Source organism: Microbulbifer thermotolerans, assembly GCF_001617625.1.
In the GTDB taxonomy this organism is placed as follows: Bacteria; Pseudomonadota; Gammaproteobacteria; order Pseudomonadales; family Cellvibrionaceae; genus Microbulbifer; species Microbulbifer thermotolerans.
The window spans coordinates 1,943,092-1,962,704 of sequence record NZ_CP014864.1; the positions used below are offsets into that span (position 1 = coordinate 1,943,092).

General features: G+C 56.1%; 15 protein-coding genes. 10 read left to right on the top strand and 5 right to left on the bottom strand.

Annotated features, from left to right (window positions below):
* Nucleotides 1-56: 56 nt before the first annotated feature.
* Both A3224_RS08180 and A3224_RS08185 read left to right on the top strand, forming a co-directional pair.
* Nucleotides 57-1,115 (top strand): bifunctional nicotinamide-nucleotide adenylyltransferase/Nudix hydroxylase, encoded by a 1,059-nt coding sequence (locus A3224_RS08180; protein ID WP_067153310.1) that lies wholly within the window; start codon nucleotides 57-59, stop codon nucleotides 1,113-1,115.
* A 215-nt stretch (nucleotides 1,116-1,330) separates the two neighbouring features.
* Nucleotides 1,331-2,752: a nicotinate phosphoribosyltransferase gene (locus A3224_RS08185; protein WP_067153313.1), complete on the top strand. Its 1,422-nt coding sequence runs from the start codon at nucleotides 1,331-1,333 to the stop codon at nucleotides 2,750-2,752.
* Between the two features lie 282 nt (nucleotides 2,753-3,034).
* Here A3224_RS08185 and A3224_RS08190 read toward each other — a convergent pair whose 3' ends face one another.
* Complete coding sequence (locus tag A3224_RS08190; protein WP_067153314.1) at nucleotides 3,035-3,748, bottom strand: NUDIX hydrolase; 714 nt, start codon at nucleotides 3,746-3,748, stop codon at nucleotides 3,035-3,037.
* A 232-nt stretch (nucleotides 3,749-3,980) separates the two neighbouring features.
* Here A3224_RS08190 and A3224_RS08195 point away from each other — a divergent pair, with 232 nt between their 5' ends.
* From A3224_RS08195 to A3224_RS08200, 3 genes are all read left to right on the top strand, one after another.
* Nucleotides 3,981-5,645 (top strand): VRR-NUC domain-containing protein, encoded by a 1,665-nt coding sequence (locus tag A3224_RS08195; protein WP_067153316.1) that lies wholly within the window; start codon nucleotides 3,981-3,983, stop codon nucleotides 5,643-5,645.
* Nucleotides 5,646-5,859: 214 nt separating this feature from the next.
* The gene (locus A3224_RS16560) at nucleotides 5,860-6,150 is read left to right on the top strand and encodes a helicase C-terminal domain-containing protein (protein WP_231902519.1); all 291 of its coding nucleotides are present in this window, start codon (nucleotides 5,860-5,862) and stop codon (nucleotides 6,148-6,150) included.
* Entirely contained in the window at nucleotides 6,044-6,895 is an 852-nt protein-coding gene (locus tag A3224_RS08200) for a CLCA_X family protein (RefSeq protein ID WP_231902503.1), read from the top strand. Before A3224_RS16560 ends, A3224_RS08200 begins: the two co-directional genes overlap by 107 nt.
* Here the strand turns inward: A3224_RS08200 and gap are convergent.
* Entirely contained in the window at nucleotides 6,844-7,848 is a 1,005-nt protein-coding gene (gene gap, locus A3224_RS08205) for a type I glyceraldehyde-3-phosphate dehydrogenase (protein WP_067153318.1), read from the bottom strand. The two genes, A3224_RS08200 and gap, sit on opposite strands and share 52 nt — an antisense overlap.
* Before the next feature lie 285 nt (nucleotides 7,849-8,133).
* Here gap and A3224_RS08210 point away from each other — a divergent pair, with 285 nt between their 5' ends.
* On the top strand, nucleotides 8,134-8,463 hold the full coding sequence (locus A3224_RS08210; protein WP_067153320.1) for a hypothetical protein: 330 nt from the start codon (nucleotides 8,134-8,136) through the stop codon (nucleotides 8,461-8,463).
* A 177-nt stretch (nucleotides 8,464-8,640) separates the two neighbouring features.
* Nucleotides 8,641-9,576 (top strand): mechanosensitive ion channel family protein, encoded by a 936-nt coding sequence (locus A3224_RS08215; RefSeq protein WP_231902504.1) that lies wholly within the window; start codon nucleotides 8,641-8,643, stop codon nucleotides 9,574-9,576.
* Nucleotides 9,577-9,989: 413 nt separating this feature from the next.
* On the opposite strand, the gene A3224_RS08220 is transcribed toward A3224_RS08215, so the two are convergent.
* Nucleotides 9,990-10,922: a LysR family transcriptional regulator gene (locus tag A3224_RS08220; RefSeq protein ID WP_231902505.1), complete on the bottom strand. Its 933-nt coding sequence runs from the start codon at nucleotides 10,920-10,922 to the stop codon at nucleotides 9,990-9,992.
* Nucleotides 10,923-11,027: 105 nt separating this feature from the next.
* Here A3224_RS08220 and A3224_RS08225 point away from each other — a divergent pair, with 105 nt between their 5' ends.
* Complete coding sequence (locus A3224_RS08225; protein ID WP_067153322.1) at nucleotides 11,028-11,633, top strand: FMN-dependent NADH-azoreductase; 606 nt, start codon at nucleotides 11,028-11,030, stop codon at nucleotides 11,631-11,633.
* A 154-nt stretch (nucleotides 11,634-11,787) separates the two neighbouring features.
* On the opposite strand, the gene A3224_RS08230 is transcribed toward A3224_RS08225, so the two are convergent.
* The gene (locus tag A3224_RS08230; RefSeq protein WP_067153324.1) at nucleotides 11,788-14,955 is read right to left on the bottom strand and encodes an efflux RND transporter permease subunit; all 3,168 of its coding nucleotides are present in this window, start codon (nucleotides 14,953-14,955) and stop codon (nucleotides 11,788-11,790) included.
* Between the two features lie 12 nt (nucleotides 14,956-14,967).
* On the bottom strand, nucleotides 14,968-16,170 hold the full coding sequence (locus tag A3224_RS08235; protein WP_067153326.1) for an efflux RND transporter periplasmic adaptor subunit: 1,203 nt from the start codon (nucleotides 16,168-16,170) through the stop codon (nucleotides 14,968-14,970).
* 302 nt (nucleotides 16,171-16,472) lie between these two features.
* Here A3224_RS08235 and A3224_RS08240 point away from each other — a divergent pair, with 302 nt between their 5' ends.
* Entirely contained in the window at nucleotides 16,473-17,129 is a 657-nt protein-coding gene (locus A3224_RS08240; protein ID WP_067153327.1) for a TetR family transcriptional regulator, read from the top strand.
* Between the two features lie 332 nt (nucleotides 17,130-17,461).
* Nucleotides 17,462-19,567: a carboxy terminal-processing peptidase gene (locus tag A3224_RS08245; protein ID WP_067153329.1), complete on the top strand. Its 2,106-nt coding sequence runs from the start codon at nucleotides 17,462-17,464 to the stop codon at nucleotides 19,565-19,567.
* The last annotated feature ends 46 nt before the right edge of the window (nucleotides 19,568-19,613 follow it).

A 19,613-nucleotide genomic window follows, 5' to 3' on the forward strand; every position in this document is an offset into this window, starting at 1 on the left:
AATTACTGCGGCACTGGATAGACCGGTACCGCCCATCTGGCAAGGAGCTTGCTTTCATGTTCAAAACTTACGACTTTGCCGTCTTTATTGGCCGGTTTCAGCCTTTTCACGCGGGGCACCTCAAAGTAGTGGAGGAAGGGTTATCCAGAGCGGAGCACCTGATAGTACTGATCGGCTCGGCTTTTCAACCCCGCAACCTCCGCAACCCGTGGACGCATGAGGAGCGGGAAGCCCAAATCAGAGCTTGTCTGCCGGCAGAAGACAACCGCCGCTTGATCTGCCTACCCCTGATGGATGTGCCCTACAACGACGAGTTATGGGTTCGCAATGTACAGACTTCAGTCAATGGCATAGTGACGGCGCATCATTCAGTGCCACACAAACCACCGAAAATCGCATTGATCGGTCATCGCAAGGATCACACCGGTTTCTACCTGAGCCTGTTTCCACAGTGGGATTCAGTGGGTATCGGAAACTTTAACGGGATCAGTGCCACAGCTATCCGGGAACGTATATTCTCCGACAACGCCACTGGCCAATTGCATGACTTAGAAGAATCACGAGTGCTGCCGCCGCCCGTAGCACAGGCACTGCACTCTTTTGTGGAGGCGGATCCCGCCTATCAGGCAATACGCAAAGAGGCGGAATTTGTTGCCAAATACAAAGCATCATGGGCCGCCGCTCCCTACCCGCCAACCCATGTTACCGTCGACGCGGTGGTTGTGCAGTCCGGGCACGTTCTGCTGGTAAAACGGCGCGCTTACCCCGGACGCGGCCTATGGGCCCTGCCTGGCGGGTTTGTCGATCCCCATGAGAAATTGGTAGATGCATGTTTACGGGAACTGCGCGAAGAAACCCGTCTCAAGGTACCGGCGCCAGTGCTAAAGGGTTCAATCCGCCGGCAGAAAGTGTTTGACGATCCTCATCGCTCTGCCCGAGGCAGAACCATTACTCATGCCTTTTATATAGAGTTGGAGCCCAACAGCCAGCTGCCCAAGGTAAAAGGTGGTGATGACGCCAGCCACGCCAAATGGGTACCTCTGGGCGCACTGAACCCACGAGAGATGTTTGAGGATCACTACGCTATCATTCAATCACTGATGGGGGCTGCGTAACGCAGCCCTTGCTACGTACCTTCTGCAGTCCTCCCCTGCCAGCCACCCCGACTTCGTCATTGCGTAAAATTTTCACCAATTTCCCCTTGACAGGATAGTGTCTCTAAGACACCATTCGCGTTAGAGACGAAACGTCACTAACTAAGTGGCCTCTTTCTCTAACGGAGTACCGGATAGACCGGCACTAATAATTCTTTCGACGGAGGGTTTCCGCGATGCAAGACTACAACCCGATACTGAACGTAGACAGCTACAAAACCAGTCATTACCTCCAATACCCGGAGGGTACCCAATACGTAAGCAGCTATATTGAAAGCCGCGGCGGGCAGTTCAAGGAAGCGGTGTTTTTCGGTCTGCAGGCTTTTATCACGCAATACCTGAGCCAACCCATTACCCGGAATGACATCGAGGAAGCGGAGGAGCTCTGCCTGGCCCATGGGGTTCCGTTCAACCGCGCGGGTTGGGAGTATATCCTGGAAGCCCATCAAGGCTATCTGCCCATTGAAATACAGGCCGTGCCCGAGGGCACCGTGGTACCGGTACAAAATGTGCTGGCGCAAGTTGTAAATACCGACCCCAAATGCTTTTGGATTACCAGTTATGTTGAGACTGCGCTGCTGCGCGCTATCTGGTATCCGACCACAGTGGCAACACAAAGCCGGGAGGCGAAAAAAATTATTCAGCGCTACCTGGAGGAAACCGCGGATACTTTGGACGGCCTGCCCTTTAAGCTACATGACTTCGGCGCGCGCGGCGCAAGCAGCGGGGAAACCGCCGCCCTGGGCGGGCTTGCCCACCTGGTGAACTTCCAGGGTACCGACACTGTGGCAGCCCTGGTTGCCGGTCGCCGCTTCTACAATGCCCCAATGGCCGGCTTCTCTATTCCGGCGGCAGAACACAGCACTATGACCAGCTGGGGGCGAGAGCATGAAACCGAAGCCTACGCCAATATGCTGACCCAATTCGCCGGAGACGGACGCGTCGTAGCAGTAGTCAGTGATAGCTACAACTTGTGGAATGCCATCGATAATATCTGGGGCGGTGAATTGAAAGAGCGGGTGGAAAATAACGGCGGCACCCTGGTGATTCGGCCCGACAGCGGTGATCCCGTGGACGTGGTAACCCAAACCATCGAGCGCCTGATGCGTATCTTCGGAGCCCGAATCAATAGCAAAGGTTATCGGGTTCTGCCGGATTATATCCGCGTAATCCAGGGGGATGGTATCTCACTGCACACCATCGAAGGTATTCTGGCCGCGATGAAAGCCCGCAAGCAGAGCGCAGATAACATCGCATTTGGTATGGGGGCGGAGCTACTGCAAAAAGTACACCGGGACACTATGAAATTTGCCATGAAGGCGAGCGCAGTACGGGTCAACGGGCTATGGCGCGATGTGTTCAAAGACCCAGTTACAGATACCGGTAAACGTTCAAAAAAAGGACGCCTGGCTCTGATTCGCCGGGGCAACGGTGAACTTCGGACAATTCGTGAACAGGACCTTGGAAATCGCCAAAACCTGCTGCAACCGGTGTTCCGCAATGGAAAGCTACTGACTGAGCAAAGCCTAGAGGATATCCGTAGACGCGCAGCAGTCCCCCACAACGAGGACGAGCTTGTCATGGCAGCTGTTTCTTAGCGTATCTTCAACCAATCCGTATAAACCCAGAAGGGAGTTATGCGACGAGAGCCCGGCCAAACCGGGCTTTTGTTGTTTCACACTTCGCCAATACAACCCAGCCACCTCAGGAGATTGACAGGGGTAGTCCCCACCGACTGTATGCCGTACCGGTTAAAAAGTACCGCAATAACGCTGTATACCGGGAACCTATGTATATTCGAGGAAGCCGCCGCTGCCCGCCGGAACGTCTATGCGTATAAGTTGATAACCGTTCATTGACAACGCAATGGCGTTAAATCACTACTGCTCAAGATTGCGCACAAAGGTGTAGTCACCAGACTTTTCCCGCATCCGGTACAGGGCAGCTGGGCGTCCACCCTCGGAGCGTTTCTCGCCAGTATCAATTAAGAGGTTGGCCTGTTCGATCCTGCGCCGGAAGGACTTCTTCTGTAACGGCTTGCCGATAATCACTTCGTGCACCCGCTGTAACTCCGGAAGAGTGAAGGTTTCAGGAAGCGCATAAGCGGGCACTATGCTGTACAAGGCTTTCTGGCGCAGGCGTTCGCGGGCGCGATACAGTATTTGCTGGTGATCGAATGCCAATTCCATCTTTTCCGCCCGCGCAACATTCATCCAGTCCACATTCGATACCGTCTCAATATGGCTCCGGCAGGCCTGGTGCGCAATCAGGGCGGTATAGCTGATTGTCACCGACCAACCCCGTTTGTCCCTGTCAGGTCCGCCAAAGGTATACAGCTGTTCAATATAAGGCGGCTCCACCGAAGTCTTTTGTTTGAGGATACGGATCACCGTGTCTTCCAGAGAGCGGTCTTTCTTCTCGTCAACGAACCCACCTGGCAAGGCCCACTTCCCCTTCTCCGGATGGTTGGACCGCTCGATGAGCAGTACCTTGAGATCGCCCTGGTGGTAGGTGAATAAAACCGCGTCCACCGTAAGCAAAGGACTCTCGAACAGCGTTTTTTTGTAGTTCTGTAAGTACTTTTCTTCGCTCATAAAAGCCCATCATATAGTGTCGTTTAGGCACTATATTACTTGCTCACAGCCCACGACCACAATCGTCAACGTGGAAAGGAGCGCCTCAGTCTCCTCAGGATTGGCTACTGCGCTCATGGGGAGAAAACCAGGCATTCCTTAGTGGCTTGCCTTATCATACTGCATAAATATACAGTCCTCGCTATGCAATCCTGGTCGCAAGCAGTGCCTGCATTACGAGATAAGCAACAAAATGCCTTCCCCCGCCGAATTGAAGCCGGACTACTATCTGACCAATTTTCAGACATTGGTCGATTTCGTTGTGAAACGATACCAGCACTTACTCTCGGAGAAGGAGCTGGCTTTCCGACGCAGATTGGAAGCTCTAGACATCAACAGCCGACGACTCTTTGTGCGGCTATTACTGCGTAAAGGGGTACCCTCTTCTGCCGGAGCGCTGTTTCGGCAGGACAAGCTCAACTACGCTGAAATTCAGCATTTGCCACGGGCCGTGGTGCGCTTAATAGATGCGGGTCTGCTACAGCGCAACCCGAAACTGCCCGTGGAAGCATACCTGCCACTATACAACCGAGCGGAACTGGCCGCGCTCAGCCCCATCCCCCTCCCCCGTTCACTCAAACGCCAGGCACTGGTGCGAGCACTACTGGAGCAAAGTCCACAACCGTTAAACCTACAGGAAGCCTTATCTCGGTTCGGCCCGGTCTTGGCCGTGCAGAAGGCGGAGCACTTCAAGACCTTTCGCCTCCTTTTTTTCGGCAATCTAAGTCAGGATCTGAGCGAATTTGTGTTGCGGGATCTGGGGCTTTATCGCTACGAGCCCTATCCCCTGGAACAGCGGCACTTGCCCTTCCGGAGCCGGGCGCAGGTCGAACAGCACCTGCTCTATTATCAGTGCCAGGAAGAGCTGGGCGACGCGCTCGACAAAGGGAAAGACGCTATTCTGGCACTGGCCGAGCGGTTGCCATCCGGAATTGACGGGGACGCCGCCCTTCAGCGCCGCCTGGATCGCCTGCGTTTAAGCTTGGCCCGACAGCTCGAACGGCTGGAAGCGCTGGAGGATGCCGAACGCCTGTACCGCCTTTGCACCCATCCGCCTGCGAAAGAGCGCAGAGCGCGTATCGCCGTCAAGCGAGGAGATATCGAAAACGGGCTCGCCCTGTGCCGGGAAATTCTGGCCACGCCCTGCAACGAGGCCGAGCGGATATTTGCCGAACGCTTCGGCCACCGCACAGCCAAAAATACAGTGTTCGAAAACGACTGGCCCCCTCCCATCCAATACCGGCCACCAGCGCAAACCATCAGGCTGCCGAAATCCCTGGAGCGGGTGGAACTGCTGGTCATGAAGCACCTGGAAAAGTCGGACGGGGGCTGCTGTTACTATGTTGAAAACAACTTGCTTAGCAGTGTATTGGGGCTTTATTGCTGGGATATTGTCTTCAAACCGATACCCGGAGCATTTTATAACCCGTTTCAGGCGGAACCGGGGGACTTTCGCACAGCTGATTTTTATCCCTCGCGGCAGTGGGCGTTCGATCGACGCCTCGCGGAGCTCAACACAGAAACTCTGACGCAGCGTGTATGGCGCTGCTACCGCGAAAAGCGGGGCATCACCAATCCGCTGGTGATCTGGCAGGCCCTATCGGATAAGCTGTTGCAACTGGCACTGACACACATTCCCGCACCGCATTGGTACCAGTTGTTTCGGCGCTTCCTCGCGGATATTACCCATCACCGAAACGGCCTGCCGGACCTGATTCTGTTTCCTGAATCCGGTGGCTATCGCCTGCTGGAAGTCAAAGGGCCGGGCGATCGCCTGCAACCGAATCAGTTGCGTTGGCTGACCTTCTTTGCCCAGCATCAGATTCCCCACGGAGTCCTGCATGTGGAGTGGCAATAACTGTGAACGAGGTCGAAACCCCGATAGGGGAAGCACAGACCGCGGGTTCCGAAACTATCTTGCGGCTGCCGGTAGCAGAGTACAGGCTGGAAGTTCAGCGGCAATACGGAGATCATGCAGAGATCTTCACAGGTCCCAAATGCTGTCAGCAACACCGTAAACAGGTACGCGCAGGTTGGCGTTTCCTTTCCCCGACTACCGCTAGCCGGGAATGATGCGAGTGCCTCAAGCCGCGGATCGGGTAATCCGCACCGACTCGGATCGCGGCGTATTGATACTGGCCGACAGCCGCTTTACCCCGCCCTTTTACAGGGAGCAGTATCCGTCACACTGGCAGCTGCATAGATACGGCCGCGGAAAGAAACATCGAGAGAACTTTATCCGTTGTGGAAAACGGAGTGAATCAATCCATGCTGCTGTCGCGAAAATTTTATCGGCGCGGTCCCACTCGAAGAGAATCGGGCCCTGTATCTTTTTCGGATATCCGGAAGCGGTTTGGCTTTAGGTCCATCGGTATCGGCCGCTGGGTAACGAGGAAAGAGCGCGATGTCGCGGCCAGCCTGTTTTACGATGCGCTCTCCGATCTTATGGCGATACTGCGCGGCCCGGAAATAGTCATTTCACTGCGCGGTACCCTGTCCTTCCAATACGGTATTGGAGGACGGCCCGGTGTATCGGCTTTTTATGAACCGGCAAGCCGATGCTTCTCGCTGGCGAAAAATGCCGGCCCCGGCGCTATTGCCCACGAGTGGTTCCACGCATTAGATCATTATCTAGGCGATAAGGCATTCAGCGATACAGATGGCAGTGTATTTGCCTCCGAGGCGTGGCTGAGAGACGCCACGCCGGTTCCCCACCCCCTCAACGACCGGTTGTTCGATTGCTTCAAGTCCATCATGTTGGATGAAAGCGGGGAAAAGCCCAGTGAGCTGTTCCGTGCATCCTGCCGGATCGACCGGGAAACAGGCCGCCTGTATTACAGCAGGCCCGCAGAGATCTGCGCCCGAGCATTTGAAGCCTTTGTCCAAGATGCAACGATCAGCAATAACTTTCTTGTATCCGGCACCAAAGTGAGCGAGGAGGCGCAAATGGGGCTATACCCAAATGCCGGGCAACGCAGGCGTATCAACAACGCATTCAGCAACTATTTCACCGCACTCGGAACGGCTCTGCGTGCGGAGGCCGAGAACCGCCAGGATCAGCCATTCAGTAACACCCGCTCCAGCAGGTCAAGACAGCGACAGGCATAACCGAATTCGTTGTCATACCACACCTGGACCTTCACGAGGTTTCCCTGTGCGCGCGTGGATAAGGCGTGCAGTATGCAGGAATGCGCATCTCCGATGATATCGCTGGAAACCAATTCTTCCTCGCTGTATGCCAGAATGCCCTGCAGCGGACCGTGTGCGGCGGCGCTGAAAGCAGCGTTAACATCCTCCACGCTGGGGCTGCGTTTCAATTGCGCTGATATATCACTCAGGGAGCCGTCCGCAACCGGCACCCGCACCGCGAGTGCATTTAGCCGGCCCTGCAACTGCGGCAGAACCCGAATTGTGGCGGCGTCGGCACCGGTACTCGTAGGGATTATGTTGAGCGCCGCGGCGCGCCCACGGATCTTCTTCCCCGCAGCCTGATCTACTACGCTCTGGCTGGCCGTATAGGCGTGGATAGTGGTGGCTGAGGCCTGCTCAATACCAAATTCGTCATCCAGCACCTTCAGTACCGGTGCCAGAGAGTTAGTGGTGCAGGAAGCATTCGATATCACATAGTGACGCTCCGGCACATAGTCGGTCTCGTTGACCCCCATTACCAAGATCACGTCTGCGTCAGCCGAAGGTGCGCTGATCAGAACCCGCCCTGCCCCGGCCTCGATATGCTTGGCCGCGGCCGCGCGCTTGGTAAAGTGGCCGCTGCATTCGATCACCAGGTCCACCTGCTCGGAGCCCCAGGGCAACTTCTGCGGTTGCGTTTCGCTAAACAGCGGCACACTGAGTTTACCCACAGTCAGCTTTCCATTCTCAACGGAGACCGGTGCATCCAGTCGGCCGTGTACCGAGTCGTAGGCGAGCAGATAGCGCAGATTGTCCGCAGGCATCGGTTCGTTGGCGGCTACCAGGGTAAAGTGCTTGTATTCCACCTGTAGATAGCGGCGCAACAGCAACCTGCCAATGCGGCCCAGACCGTTGATGGCAACGCGTTTCATCAGACCGTACTCAATGATGATGGATTTATCTCAAAGAATAGAAGCTACTGCGGCGGCAGGGGCCGGTGTTAGGAGGGCCCGGATAGCCCCCGGTAGCCGGCGGTTTTACAATCGCTATCCATCACTTGTGCCTTTCATCCTGCTGCGGCGCTGCCTCAAGCCTGAGACACGATGCGCTCTTAGCAAAATATTGTCGCTTAATTCATGATCTTGTTCGGAAAACCTGTTTGGACTGACCTCCCCTTCCTTTAGTATGCGCCGCTTCTACCCCGGGGAAGCACACCCATGACGACAGCAGAGAGAATCTATCAGGCGGTTGAGCTGTTCAGCGCGGAAGAGCCTCACTACCACCTCTTCGAGCTCGCCTTCCAGGACGCGCTGACCAGCGACGGTACTCCAGGCGCTGATGCCGAGGAAATGGCACGGGTGGCAGCGAAATCATTGCGAAGCCTGGGGTACTCGGATTATCACTTGGCGATGGCGGCCACCATCGCCTACAACAGTGACTTTGAGAAGCTCATGTATGGCAGCCCGGCAGCCGTTCAGGCAATGCACAAATATATGTCCTACTACCTGGAGTTTGCAGATCACCAACAGGTCGCGGCAGTGCAGTAACCTCAGCCTGACCTTTTTCCACAATACGGGCAACGCCGGCTTGCCCCCTGTCTTTGATTCGCGCAATGGCACACGCGCGGGGCTCAACCGTCTATTTACTTAACAGGGCACGAAGCGCTACAGTGTGGCCGGCGAGGAGAGGCGTGTATTTCTACCAAGTGAGGTCGCGGGAAGACTGTGCGCCGCATTCAAGACACCGGCGCGGCGCAGATTCAAGCCGCCAGCAATATGAGTTTTTATCGAGCAGGACCGGAAATGCTGGAAGCGCTTTTGACGCACAAATTTGTCCTTACCCTGGCGACTATCGTTACTATTTTGTTGCTGCGCTGGTTGCTCGCCGCTGCTATAGCGCGCAGCAACTGGGCCAAGGCAGATAAGCGCCGCCGTATCAGCACGGTACACAATTACAGCAATCTGCTGCTGGTCATTGGCCTGATCGCCATATGGATCACCGAGCTGCGTGAGTTTGCCCTGTCTATCGCCGCATTTTCCGTAGCGATTGTCCTTGCCTTGCGGGAATTCGTTCAGTGCTTCGTCGGCGGCGTTTTTCAGCGGAGTATGCGCGCATTCAATGTGGGGGATTGGATTAAAATCGGCGATAAATTCGGTGAAGTAATCGACAGTGACTGGCTCAGTACCACCCTGTTAGAAATAGATCCCCACGGACTCGGCAATGGATACACAGGGGCGACCTTATTTATTCCCAACAGCGCCTTCTTTACACAGCCGGTAAAAAACCTGAACTTTATGCGCCGCTATATAGAACATTCTTTCGCCCTGGTGCGCGAGAGTAATGGCGTGAACCCCATGGCGGCTAAAGAGTACATCAGCACGCGCATACGCGAGCACTGCGAACCTTTTCGGGAAGTGGCTGAGCGCTACTGCAAACTCATTGAGCACCGCATGGGCGTTGAACTATCCGGTCCCGATGCTGAAGTGCGCATCACTACCAATGAACTGGGGCACGATGTGCTGACAGTTACCGTCTTCTGTCCGCGAGAAGAGGCGCACGAGATCGAACAGAAAGTTACCGAGGATTTCTTCAACTTCTGGCACCAACAATTTGAAGCCACCTCCCGGGGTGGGGCCAATACATCAGCTTCCGGAGCTTAAAGCCGGCTCCCGATCTATATTGGTTTCCGTGCGCCGGGCGATGGGAAATGCATTGCGAAAACAGTCGAGACCATCCCTGCAACTCCGCCGGATTACCTCAAGGTATCCGGCGTTTTTAACATTTCCTCCATCACCCGAACTTCTCGTCTGGCTTTTTTTACCTTTACCCTCAGAAGTGAGTTAATCGAAGTTCCCCTAGAGAACCTCTGATTAATTCACTTCCTGACGGTAAAAACTCTTTGGAGCCAGATGGAGAAGCTCAGGTGATAGGCTGGCCATTTCGAAACCGTTGGATACAGGGATGTATCCGACGGAGCTACAGGGAAGTACTCGTGCGTTTTCGAAATGGCCATCCTATTGCCTGAGCGCCCCGGAACCTACCATAGTGTTCACGCGAATGGATCAGAGGTTCCCTAGGTGCCAACGCCGGGTTCCTGTAGTTTCGCACGGATTATCTCGGCTAGGCGTAGAGCGCCCGGTCCGGGGGCATCCCTATCGGCAAAGATCAAATACAAGGGAATACTGCGCGCACTACCACCCCGTATGGGCAGGGGTTTTAGCAAACCGCTCTCGAGTTCCGCGAGGATCTTTTCCTTCGGCAGCCAGGCAAATCCATAACCGCGGCAAGCGGCACCGATAGAAGTCGCCATATTGGTCAGCGTCCAGCGCCGTGTCACTTCAACGGTAGTGGTTTTGCTGGTGCGCTGAGAACCTGTGTCCCGAACCACCAAATGCCGGTGCTGGCGCAGGTCGCGCAGTGAGACCTCGCGTCCCAGCTGATGCAGGGGGTGATCGGGATGTGCCACTGGAATCACCTGCGCCGGCCGGGGAAGCATTTCACCGACAAAGCCTCTGGGCACATGTGGTGTGATCGCGAGATCCACTCTGCCCTGTTCCAGGGCCTCCGGCGCGCCACCAATCACCGTTTCGTAGAGCTCGACCCTGGTTTGCGGACTCTCGCGGCCAAAGTCATCCAGGCAGCCAAGCAATAACCAGGTGGGAAACAAGACTTCCACGGCAATCGCAATCTCCGCTTCCCAGCCCGCTGACGCTTTGCGTGCCGCTACCTCCAAGCCCGCGGCATCTTCCAGTAGCTGGCGAGCACGGCGGTAGAGCATCTCTCCCGCCCTAGTAAGAACCGCACGGCGTCCCTCTATGACAAAAGCCTTGATATCCAGCACAGATTCCAGCTTTTGCACGGAATAGCTCACCGATGACTGGCTCTTATGCAAGCGCGCCGCCGCCTGGGCGTAGCCGCCCTCCTCGACAACCGCTACCAGACAACGCCACTGTTCCAGACTGATACGCGGTGTCAAAGGGGTCTCCATCTGCTTCTTGTCGGCCATTAAATCTATCCGTTCGATGAGTTTTAGCAGTTTTTTATATTTTTTTATCGAATTAATCAATGTTTAAATGGCCTCACATTCGGAATACAGTGAGGAAATACCGAAATGACACACCGAGAGCAAAAGCTACTTAAGATCCAAACCAGCCTATTTCAGAATGACGGTGTATCGTCTCAATTGGCAGATGAATTCGCCCGCCAATGGCAGGCACAGAACCCTCAGGGCCAGGTAATCACCCGCGACCTCGGCGCTGAGCCAGTCCCACATCTCGATCTGGCGCGCTTCCAGTCATTTATCACTCCGGAAGAAGAGCGCACTGCGGAGCAAAAGGCCGTGGTGAACTATTCCGATCAACTCATTGCAGAGATCACCTCAGCGGATGTGCTGGTACTGGGCATTCCGATGTATAACTTCAGTGTGCCATCCACATTGCGCGCCTACTTCGACCATGTTGCCCGCGCGGGCGTGACTTTCCGTTATACGCCCGAAGGTCCCCAAGGACTGATCAAAGGCAAACGCGCGGTGGTGTTTATCACACGCGGTGGTTTCCACGGAGAAGATCATTCCCAAACTGCCTACGTGCGCCAGTTCCTCGGGTTTCTCGGCATCACCGACGTCGAGGTTGTCCACGCTGAAGGCTTATCGGTAAGTCAGGACGCCAAGGAAAACAGTGTCAAAACTGCCCGCGAAAAAATCGCTGAGTTGGTTTAAGGAGGCACAAACCAAGGCGAGCCCCTTGTCTTCAGCCGCCTAAAACAAACGGCCGGTGGCCGCGATCGAAAACATCCTCCATCGATCGCAGCCACCGGCCGTTTGTTTTATGACAGCCTGACTGAGACAGGCGATATCTTCGCTAATACAAGGCTCAAACAGCTTCAGCGGCCTCTCGGCGCTGCTTCTCTGATTCAACCTCAGAGCTTTCCATTGCGGCCGTTTTGCTGCCGAACAGTCGCTGCACTACCACAAAGAACAGCGGGATAAAGAAGATCCCCAGCAGTGTACCGACAATCATTCCGCCCAGGACGCCAGTGCCGATAGCACGTTGCGCACCCGAGCCGGCACCAGTAGCCACCGCTAATGGCAATACGCCGAGGCCAAAAGCAAGGGATGTCATCAGGATGGGGCGCAGCCGGTCACGCACTGCGCGCATCGTCGCCTGAATCAACTCCATACCACTTTCCAGGTTCTGCTTGGCAAACTCCACGATCAGAATCGCGTTTTTGCTGGTCAATCCCACGGTTGTCAGCATCGCCACCTGGAAGTAGACATCCCGCTCCATTCCGCGGAAGGTATTCGCCAACACTGCGCCAAGGATCCCCAGAGGAGCCACCAACAGAACGGCGGTGGGAACGGTCCAGCTTTCGTAAAGCGCTGCGAGACAGAGGAACACGATCAGCAGTGATAAGGTGTAGAGCAGTGGTGTCTGCGCACCGGCAGCCCGTTCCTGATAGGAGAGACCGCTCCACTCCATGCCGATTCCATCCGGCAGCTGCTTCACCAAGCGCTCCACTTCGGCCATGGCTTCACCGGAACTGACACCGGGCGCCGCTTCACCGTTGATTTGCATCGCCGGCACGCCGTTGTAGCGCTCCAGACGCGGTGAGCCATACTCCCAGCTAAAGCTGGCAAAGGAGGAAAGTGGCACCATTTCTCCCTGGTTATTGCGCACCGACCACAAGCGGAAATCCTCGGGCACCATGCGGAAAGGCGCATCAGCCTGCAGATAGACCTTCTTCACCCGGCCGCGATCGATGAAGTCGTCGATATAGGCTCCCCCCCAGGCGGCGCTCAGGGTTGAGTTGATATCCGCGATCGAGAGACCGAGGGCCGCTGCCTTGGCAGTATCGATATTCACCCGGAACTGCGGGGTATCCTCCTGCCCATTGGGACGCACATTCGCCAGTAGAGGACTTTCACCAGCCATACCGAGAAACTGATTGCGCGCGTTGGTCAGTGCCACATGTCCCAGGTTGGCATTGTCCTTCAGGTAGAAATTGAAACCGTTGGATGTGCCCAACTCGGGAAGTGCCGGTGGCGAGAAGGCATAGGCGATGGCATCCTTAATTTGCATCAGCGCCCCCATGCCGCGCATGGCGATCGCGCTGGCCCCCTGCTCCGGCGCCTTGCGCTCATCCCAATCCGCCAGCTTGATAAATGCAATGCCATTGTTCTGGCCGGAACCGGCGAAACTGAACCCCTGCACAGAGAACACGGACACCACATTGTCGGGCTCATTGTTCAGGAAGTGATCTTCAATCTTATAGATGGACTCCATGGTGCGTTCCTGGGTGGCCCCGACTGGGGTTTGCACCATGGAGAAAAGCACGCCCTGATCTTCTTCCGGAAGGAAGGATGTCGGCAGCCTTAAAAAGAGCACGACCATCACGGCCGACAGCCCGGCGAAGATGGCCATAAAGCGGCCACCGCGCGCAAGCAGTCCGCGCACACCCCGCTGGTAGCGGTCAGTGCCGCGCTCGAAATTGCGGTTAAACCAACCAAAGAATCCTTTGTGGCCGTGAGCCTCGCCCTTTTTCAGCGGCTTCAAAATAGTGGCGCACAGCGCGGGCGTGAGAATCAAGGCCACCAGCACAGACAGCGCCATTGCGGAAACGATAGTCGCAGAGAACTGTCGGTAAATAACCCCCGTGGCCCCGCTCATAAACGCCATGGGGACAAACACCGCGGACAGCACTACACCGATACCCACCAGGGCGCTGGAGATCTGCCGCATCGACTTCTTGGTCGCCTCCTTCGGCGACAGCCCCTCCTCGCTCATCACCCGCTCGACGTTTTCCACCACCACGATGGCATCGTCCACCAAGAGACCGATAGCCAGCACCATGGCGAACATGGTCAACATGTTAATGGAGTAACCCAGCGAGAAAAGTACCCCGAATGTGCCGAGCAGCACGACTGGCACAGCGATAGTCGGGATCAATGTGGCGCGGAGATTCTGCAAGAAGAGATACATCACCAGGAATACCAGAACCACCGCTTCGACCAGGGTATGGACCACCCCCTCGATAGAGACCTGCACGAAAGGCGTTGTGTCGAAGGGCACTACCGCTTTCAATCCGGTGGGAAAGAATTCCTCCAGCTCCTTCAGCTTCGCCTTGACATTCTCGGCAGTCTCCAGTGCATTTGCGCCGGTGGCCAGAGTAACCGCCACGCCGGTTGCCGGCTGGCGGTTATAGCGGGTCAGGGTCTCATAGCTTTCCGCACCGATTTCCACCCGCGCGATGTCTCCGAGGCGCAGCACCGAGCCTTCATCGTTGGCCCGGATCACAATATTGCGGAACTCCTCCGGTGTTTGCAGACGACCCTGCGAGTTGATGGTCGCGTTCAGCTGCTGACCGGGTACGGCCGGGGTACCACCCAGGGAGCCAACTGCCACCTGTTGGTTTTGCGCCTGTACTGCTGCAGCGACATCCGCCGGTGTCAGGCGGTAAGTCTCGAGTTTGTGCGGATCCAGCCAAATGCGCATGGCGTATTTGGAGCCGAAGACCTGCAGACTACCGACTCCGGGTACCCGGCTGATCGGATCCACCAGGTTCGACGAGATATAGTCGGCGATATCGGCTTTAGACATGCTGCCGTCTTCGGACACAAAGCCGAGTACCATCAAAAAGCCCGTACGACCTTTACTGACACTCAGCCCCTGACGCTGCACCTCTTCCGGCAGCAGAGGGGTCGCCAGTTGCAGCTTGTTCTGTACCTGTACCTGAGCTGTATCCGGGTCAGTACCATTCTCAAAGGTCAAAGTGATCGAAGCGGTACCATTGGACTGACTGGTGGCGGACATATAGAGCAATCCGTCCAGCCCCTTCATATTTTCTTCGATAATCTGGGTAACCGAGTCCTCCACCACCTTAGCGGAAGCACCGGGATACACGGCGCCGATGGTGACCGCTGGCGGTGCGATATCCGGATAGCGCTCCACCGGCAGCTGGGTAATGGCCAGGCCACCGCCGAGCATGGTGATAATTGCCAGCACCCAAGCGAAAATCGGGCGATTGATAAAGAAACTAGCCATTGCCGGGCTCCCTTACGACTCTTGAGCGGTCGGCGCTTGAACTTGTGATTCAGTGTTGGCATCACCGGCGACAGCATCACCCGCTGCCGGAGTTTGCGGTGCCTCCCGTTCGACAGCCTGCACCGGTACGCCCGGACGAATTTTCTGCAGCCCCTCTACAACCACCTTATCCCCGGCCTGCAGTCCTTCTTCCACCAGCCACTTGTCGCCAATCGTGCGGCTCACTACTACTGAGCGCTGAGCCACGACACCTTCTCCGCTGACGACCATCACAGACGTATTGCCTTTCGGGTCTCTGGCCACAGCCTGCTGGGGCACCAGTATTGCCTGTTGTCGCACTCCGCTGCCCAAAAGGGCGCGCACATACATACCCGGCAACAATATGTTGTCCGGATTGGGGACAATAATCCGCAAAAGCACACTGCCCGTGGATGGCTCCACACTAACCTCGGCAAATTCCAGCTTGCCCTTATGTTCATACTGGCTGCCGTCTTCCAGCAGGATGGTTACAGGCAGCTCCGTACTCTCCACAGTGCCCGCCTCTAGCGCCTTGCGCAGTGCCAGCAACTCGGCGGTGGACTGGGTCACATCCACGTAGATGGGATCCAGTTGCTGCACCGTTGCAAGAGCCGAGGTCTGATTGGCGGTGACCAGCGCGCCCTGGGTAATGGAAGACTTACCGATCCGGCCACCAATAGGCGCACTGATACGCGCATAATCCAGCTGCACTTTGCTGCGCTGAACCGCTGCGCGGGCTGCCGCCACATCCGCCTCCGCCCGCTGCAGTGCGGCCTGGGCGCTGTCGTTATCCTGCTTGCTCACAGCCCCGCTTTTTACCAGTTCCGCAGTCCGCTCCGCGGTCAGACTCGCTTCGTTCAACGCCGCCAGGGCACCTTGCAGATTGGCGCGGGCACTGTCGTAATCCGCTTTATAAGTGGCGTCATCCAGCTGATAGAGGGCCTGGCCGGCCTCTACCATGCCACCTTCCCGGAACAGCTGCGCTTTTACGATACCGCTGACCTGAGGGCGTACCTCGGCCACTTTGAACGCCGATGTACGGCCCGGCAGCTCCCGGGTCAGTGTTACGGGTTCTGCCTTGAGAGTGACTACAGTCACCTGCGGCACCATCATCGGCGGCGCGGCGGCCTCCTTGCCGCATGCACTGAGCAGTGCGCATGACAACAGCAGGCTGATTAGTACTTTCTTCTTCAGCATGACTACCTCAACAGGGGGTAGGCCGTCCCCGCGGCCAATGGAATTGAACAGGTTTGTACGGACAGACAAGTTAGGCCCTTATAGGGAACCGGCATTTTATATTCATGCATGAACAAACATCAATTATTCATTCATGAATGAATATAAACTAGTATGCTGTTCCGTGCAGGTGCCCCGATGCTATCCGACCTTTTGGTCGCTATTAACTGCTCTGGATCGACACAGTTCAATTTCACTGCGACCAGGCGTCTGTCTACTGGGACCAACTGAATATCGCAACCTCAACGGAATCTAATAAACCAATGGCCAAACGCAGAAAAGAAGATGCCCTGGAAACGCGGGAGCGGATTTTGGACGCCGCTATTGAGGTGTTCCACAAACGCGGTGTTGTCCGCCCTTCCCTTACTGAGATCGCACAGCTCGCTGGCGTCACCCGGGGCGCTATCTATGGCCACTTCCGCAACAAAGCGGATCTTTTCGCCGCGCTCACCGAGCGGGTGCAGTTCCCCGATGAGCGGCTGTGTGAGTGCGCCTGCGATGAAATAATGAAAGATCCACTTGGAGTACTGCGCAGCCGGTGGCTGCGGATGTTCCAGGAAGTGGCCCGCAACCGCGAGTGGCAACTAATCCTGGAAATCGTCTTTCACCGCTGTGAGCTGGTCACAGAAAGTGGCGAGATACACCAGCGTTTAATGGAGGGGCACGCCCAAGGGGTGGAGCGTATGCGCTTTCTCATCACTGCCGCGGTGCAGCGGGGACAACTGCCTGCCGACCTGGCTATAGAAGTTGCCACGCCGCTGCTGCACGGCTCGCTTGTCGGGGTACTGCAGGACTGGCTCCTGCAGCCTCAAATCGGTGACCTCGCGGTATTGGGCGAGCGCTATGTCGATGCGCTGATCGATATGCTCCACGCCTCACCGGCACTACGCCGACCAATGCAGTTGCAGATGACCTGCTGATACCCGTACAGCCTATCCCCTGTAGCGGCTAGCGGCGATCGGAAAATCCGCCGGTTGTGAGGGGGGCGCTCGCAAAATAGGTTAAAAATTCGCCTATCACTGACTTTTCTATATCGACACAATGCGGCCAACAGAGGACAACACCCGTAAAACCCGGCATATGGCGCAATTTCTTCTCGCAAAAAGGCTTTTGGCGGCACCATTTGCCTCGGATTAGAGGCAATTCATGCCTTTTGGAGCTTTCAGCCTATATACTTGTCCTAAGCTATAGGTCGCCAGCGCTCCACCGGACGCTGACAGCCCGTGAAGTAGGACGTATAAAGAGACTCTCTATGCAGACCAATCGGATCGCCGCTCTGTTTTCCGGCTTCTTGTTTCTCACCCTGACCCTGTTCTCCGCTGCGACGCTGGCCGAGCTGGACAGCCTGCAACCCGAAGAGGACCAGGGCAGTACCGCTCGCGAAATCGTCGGCAAGCTGGAAATGCTGCACTACAACAAGCTGAAGCTCAGCGACGATATGTCCGAAAAGCTCTGGGAGGAATATATCGAGGCCTTGGACCCCACCAAAAGCTACTTCCTCGCCTCGGATATCAGCGAATTCCGCCAGTGGCGCACCAAGCTCGATGACCAACTGCGCGCGGGTCAGGTAAAGGCCGGTTTTGACATTTACAATCGCTTCCGCCTGCGCCTGACAGATCGGCTCAACAATATTCTCAACCAGCTGGACAAAGGCCTGCCGGCCTTCGACTTCACCCGCGACGAATACCTCGAATTGGACCGCGAAGACAGCGACTGGCCGGCCTCCATTAGCGCCGCTGATGAACTGTGGCGCAAACGCCTTAAAAGCAGCGTGCTCAACCTGCGCCTGACAGGCAAGAAAGATGAGGAAATCCGCGACTTGCTGGTACGGCGCTACAAAGGCCAGCTGAAACGAATCCACCAACAAAGCAGCGATGACGTCTTTGAGCTCTACATGAATTCTCTGACCCGTCTGTACGATCCGCACAGCAACTATCTGTCACCGCGCTCACTGGAAAACTTCAATATGAGTATGTCGCTGTCCCTGGAAGGGATCGGCGCAGTGTTGCAAATGGAGGACGAATACACCAAGGTGGCACGCTTGGTTGCCGGCGGTCCGGCCGATCGCTCTGGCAAGCTCAAGCCCAACGACAAGATTGTCGCGGTCGGCCAGGGCAAAGAAGGCGAAATGGTCGATGTCGTCGGCTGGCGCCTGGACGATGTGGTTGACCTGATTCGCGGCGAAGCGGGTAGCTACGTGCGCCTGGAAACCATCCCCACTGGTGGGGACGGCACCCACAGAACCATCCTGATCAAGCGCAGCAAGGTGAAACTAGAGGATCAGGCCGCGAAAAAGGCGACCTTTGAATTCTCCGACGGTGAAAAAACGTACAAAATCGGCGTCATCAACCTGCCGACCTTCTATATCGATTTCGAGGCCTACCGTCGGCGCGATCCCAACTATAAAAGCACCACTCGCGATGTCGCCAAGTTGCTTGAGGAGCTGAAAGCGGAAAAAGTAGACGGCATCATCCTCGACCTGCGCAACAACGGTGGCGGCTCTCTGCAGGAAGCCACGATGCTCACCGACCTCTTCATCGATCAGGGGCCGGTAGTGCAGATTCGCCATGCCAATGAACAGATATCGCGCCACAACCGCTCCCGCTCCCGTGCCATGTACCGTGGCCCTCTGATGGTTTTGATTAACCGCCTGTCCGCATCCGCATCGGAGATCTTTGCCGGCGCTATTCAGGACTACAATCGCGGGCTGGTTGTGGGCAACCAGTCCTTTGGTAAGGGTACAGTACAGACAATGGCGCCTTTGAAGGAAGGCCAGCTGAAGATCACTCAATCCAAGTTCTACCGCGTATCCGGTGACAGCACGCAACACGCCGGGGTAACCCCGGATATACAGATGCCGCGCCTGATCGATGTGGAAACTGTCGGAGAGAGTGCCTATGACACGGCCCTGCCCTGGGACCGAATCCACGCGGTGCCCCACGCCAAATATTTCAATCTCAAGGAGCTCCTGCCGTCACTGATCAGCAAACACCAGCAACGCACGGCGGCGGACCCGGATTTTATTTTCCTGCGCGAACAATTCCAGTTCGAGACCGAGCGCGCGGATCAGGAATATGTATCCCTGAACGAAAAGACGCGCGAAATGGAACGCAAAGAATTGAACGAGCGCCTGCTCACAATGGAAAACCGCCGCCGCACCGCCAAAGGCCTGGAGCCGTATAAAACCTTTGAAGAGTATGAGGAAAGCGAATCAGAAGAAGTGGCAAATATCGGCGGGCCTGTGGAAATTAAACTGGAAAAAGACCCGATTCTGAACGAGGCCGGTTATATCATGGCTGACTTTATCAGCCTCTACGACAAAATCGCCAAGTCGCCACCCCAAGTGGCAAACTTCTGAAAGGTCCCCGGGCGAGAGTCACAAGGGGCCCGGTGGAAGGTAATCA

Coding starts and splice junctions, on each gene's coding strand:
- A3224_RS08230 (WP_067153324.1), bottom strand. CDS start 14,955: ATGGCTAGTTTCTTTATCAATCGCCCGATTTTCGCTTGGGTGCTGGCA.
- A3224_RS08210 (WP_067153320.1), top strand. CDS start 8,134: ATGACGACAGCAGAGAGAATCTATCAGGCGGTTGAGCTGTTCAGCGCG.
- A3224_RS08245 (WP_067153329.1), top strand. CDS start 17,462: ATGCAGACCAATCGGATCGCCGCTCTGTTTTCCGGCTTCTTGTTTCTC.
- A3224_RS08195 (WP_067153316.1), top strand. CDS start 3,981: ATGCCTTCCCCCGCCGAATTGAAGCCGGACTACTATCTGACCAATTTT.
- gap (WP_067153318.1), bottom strand. CDS start 7,848: ATGAAACGCGTTGCCATCAACGGTCTGGGCCGCATTGGCAGGTTGCTG.
- A3224_RS08220 (WP_231902505.1), bottom strand. CDS start 10,922: ATGGCCGACAAGAAGCAGATGGAGACCCCTTTGACACCGCGTATCAGT.
- A3224_RS08225 (WP_067153322.1), top strand. CDS start 11,028: ATGACACACCGAGAGCAAAAGCTACTTAAGATCCAAACCAGCCTATTT.
- A3224_RS08235 (WP_067153326.1), bottom strand. CDS start 16,170: ATGCTGAAGAAGAAAGTACTAATCAGCCTGCTGTTGTCATGCGCACTG.
- A3224_RS08240 (WP_067153327.1), top strand. CDS start 16,473: ATGGCCAAACGCAGAAAAGAAGATGCCCTGGAAACGCGGGAGCGGATT.
- A3224_RS16560 (WP_231902519.1), top strand. CDS start 5,860: ATGCGAGTGCCTCAAGCCGCGGATCGGGTAATCCGCACCGACTCGGAT.
- A3224_RS08180 (WP_067153310.1), top strand. CDS start 57: ATGTTCAAAACTTACGACTTTGCCGTCTTTATTGGCCGGTTTCAGCCT.
- A3224_RS08185 (WP_067153313.1), top strand. CDS start 1,331: ATGCAAGACTACAACCCGATACTGAACGTAGACAGCTACAAAACCAGT.
- A3224_RS08190 (WP_067153314.1), bottom strand. CDS start 3,748: ATGAGCGAAGAAAAGTACTTACAGAACTACAAAAAAACGCTGTTCGAG.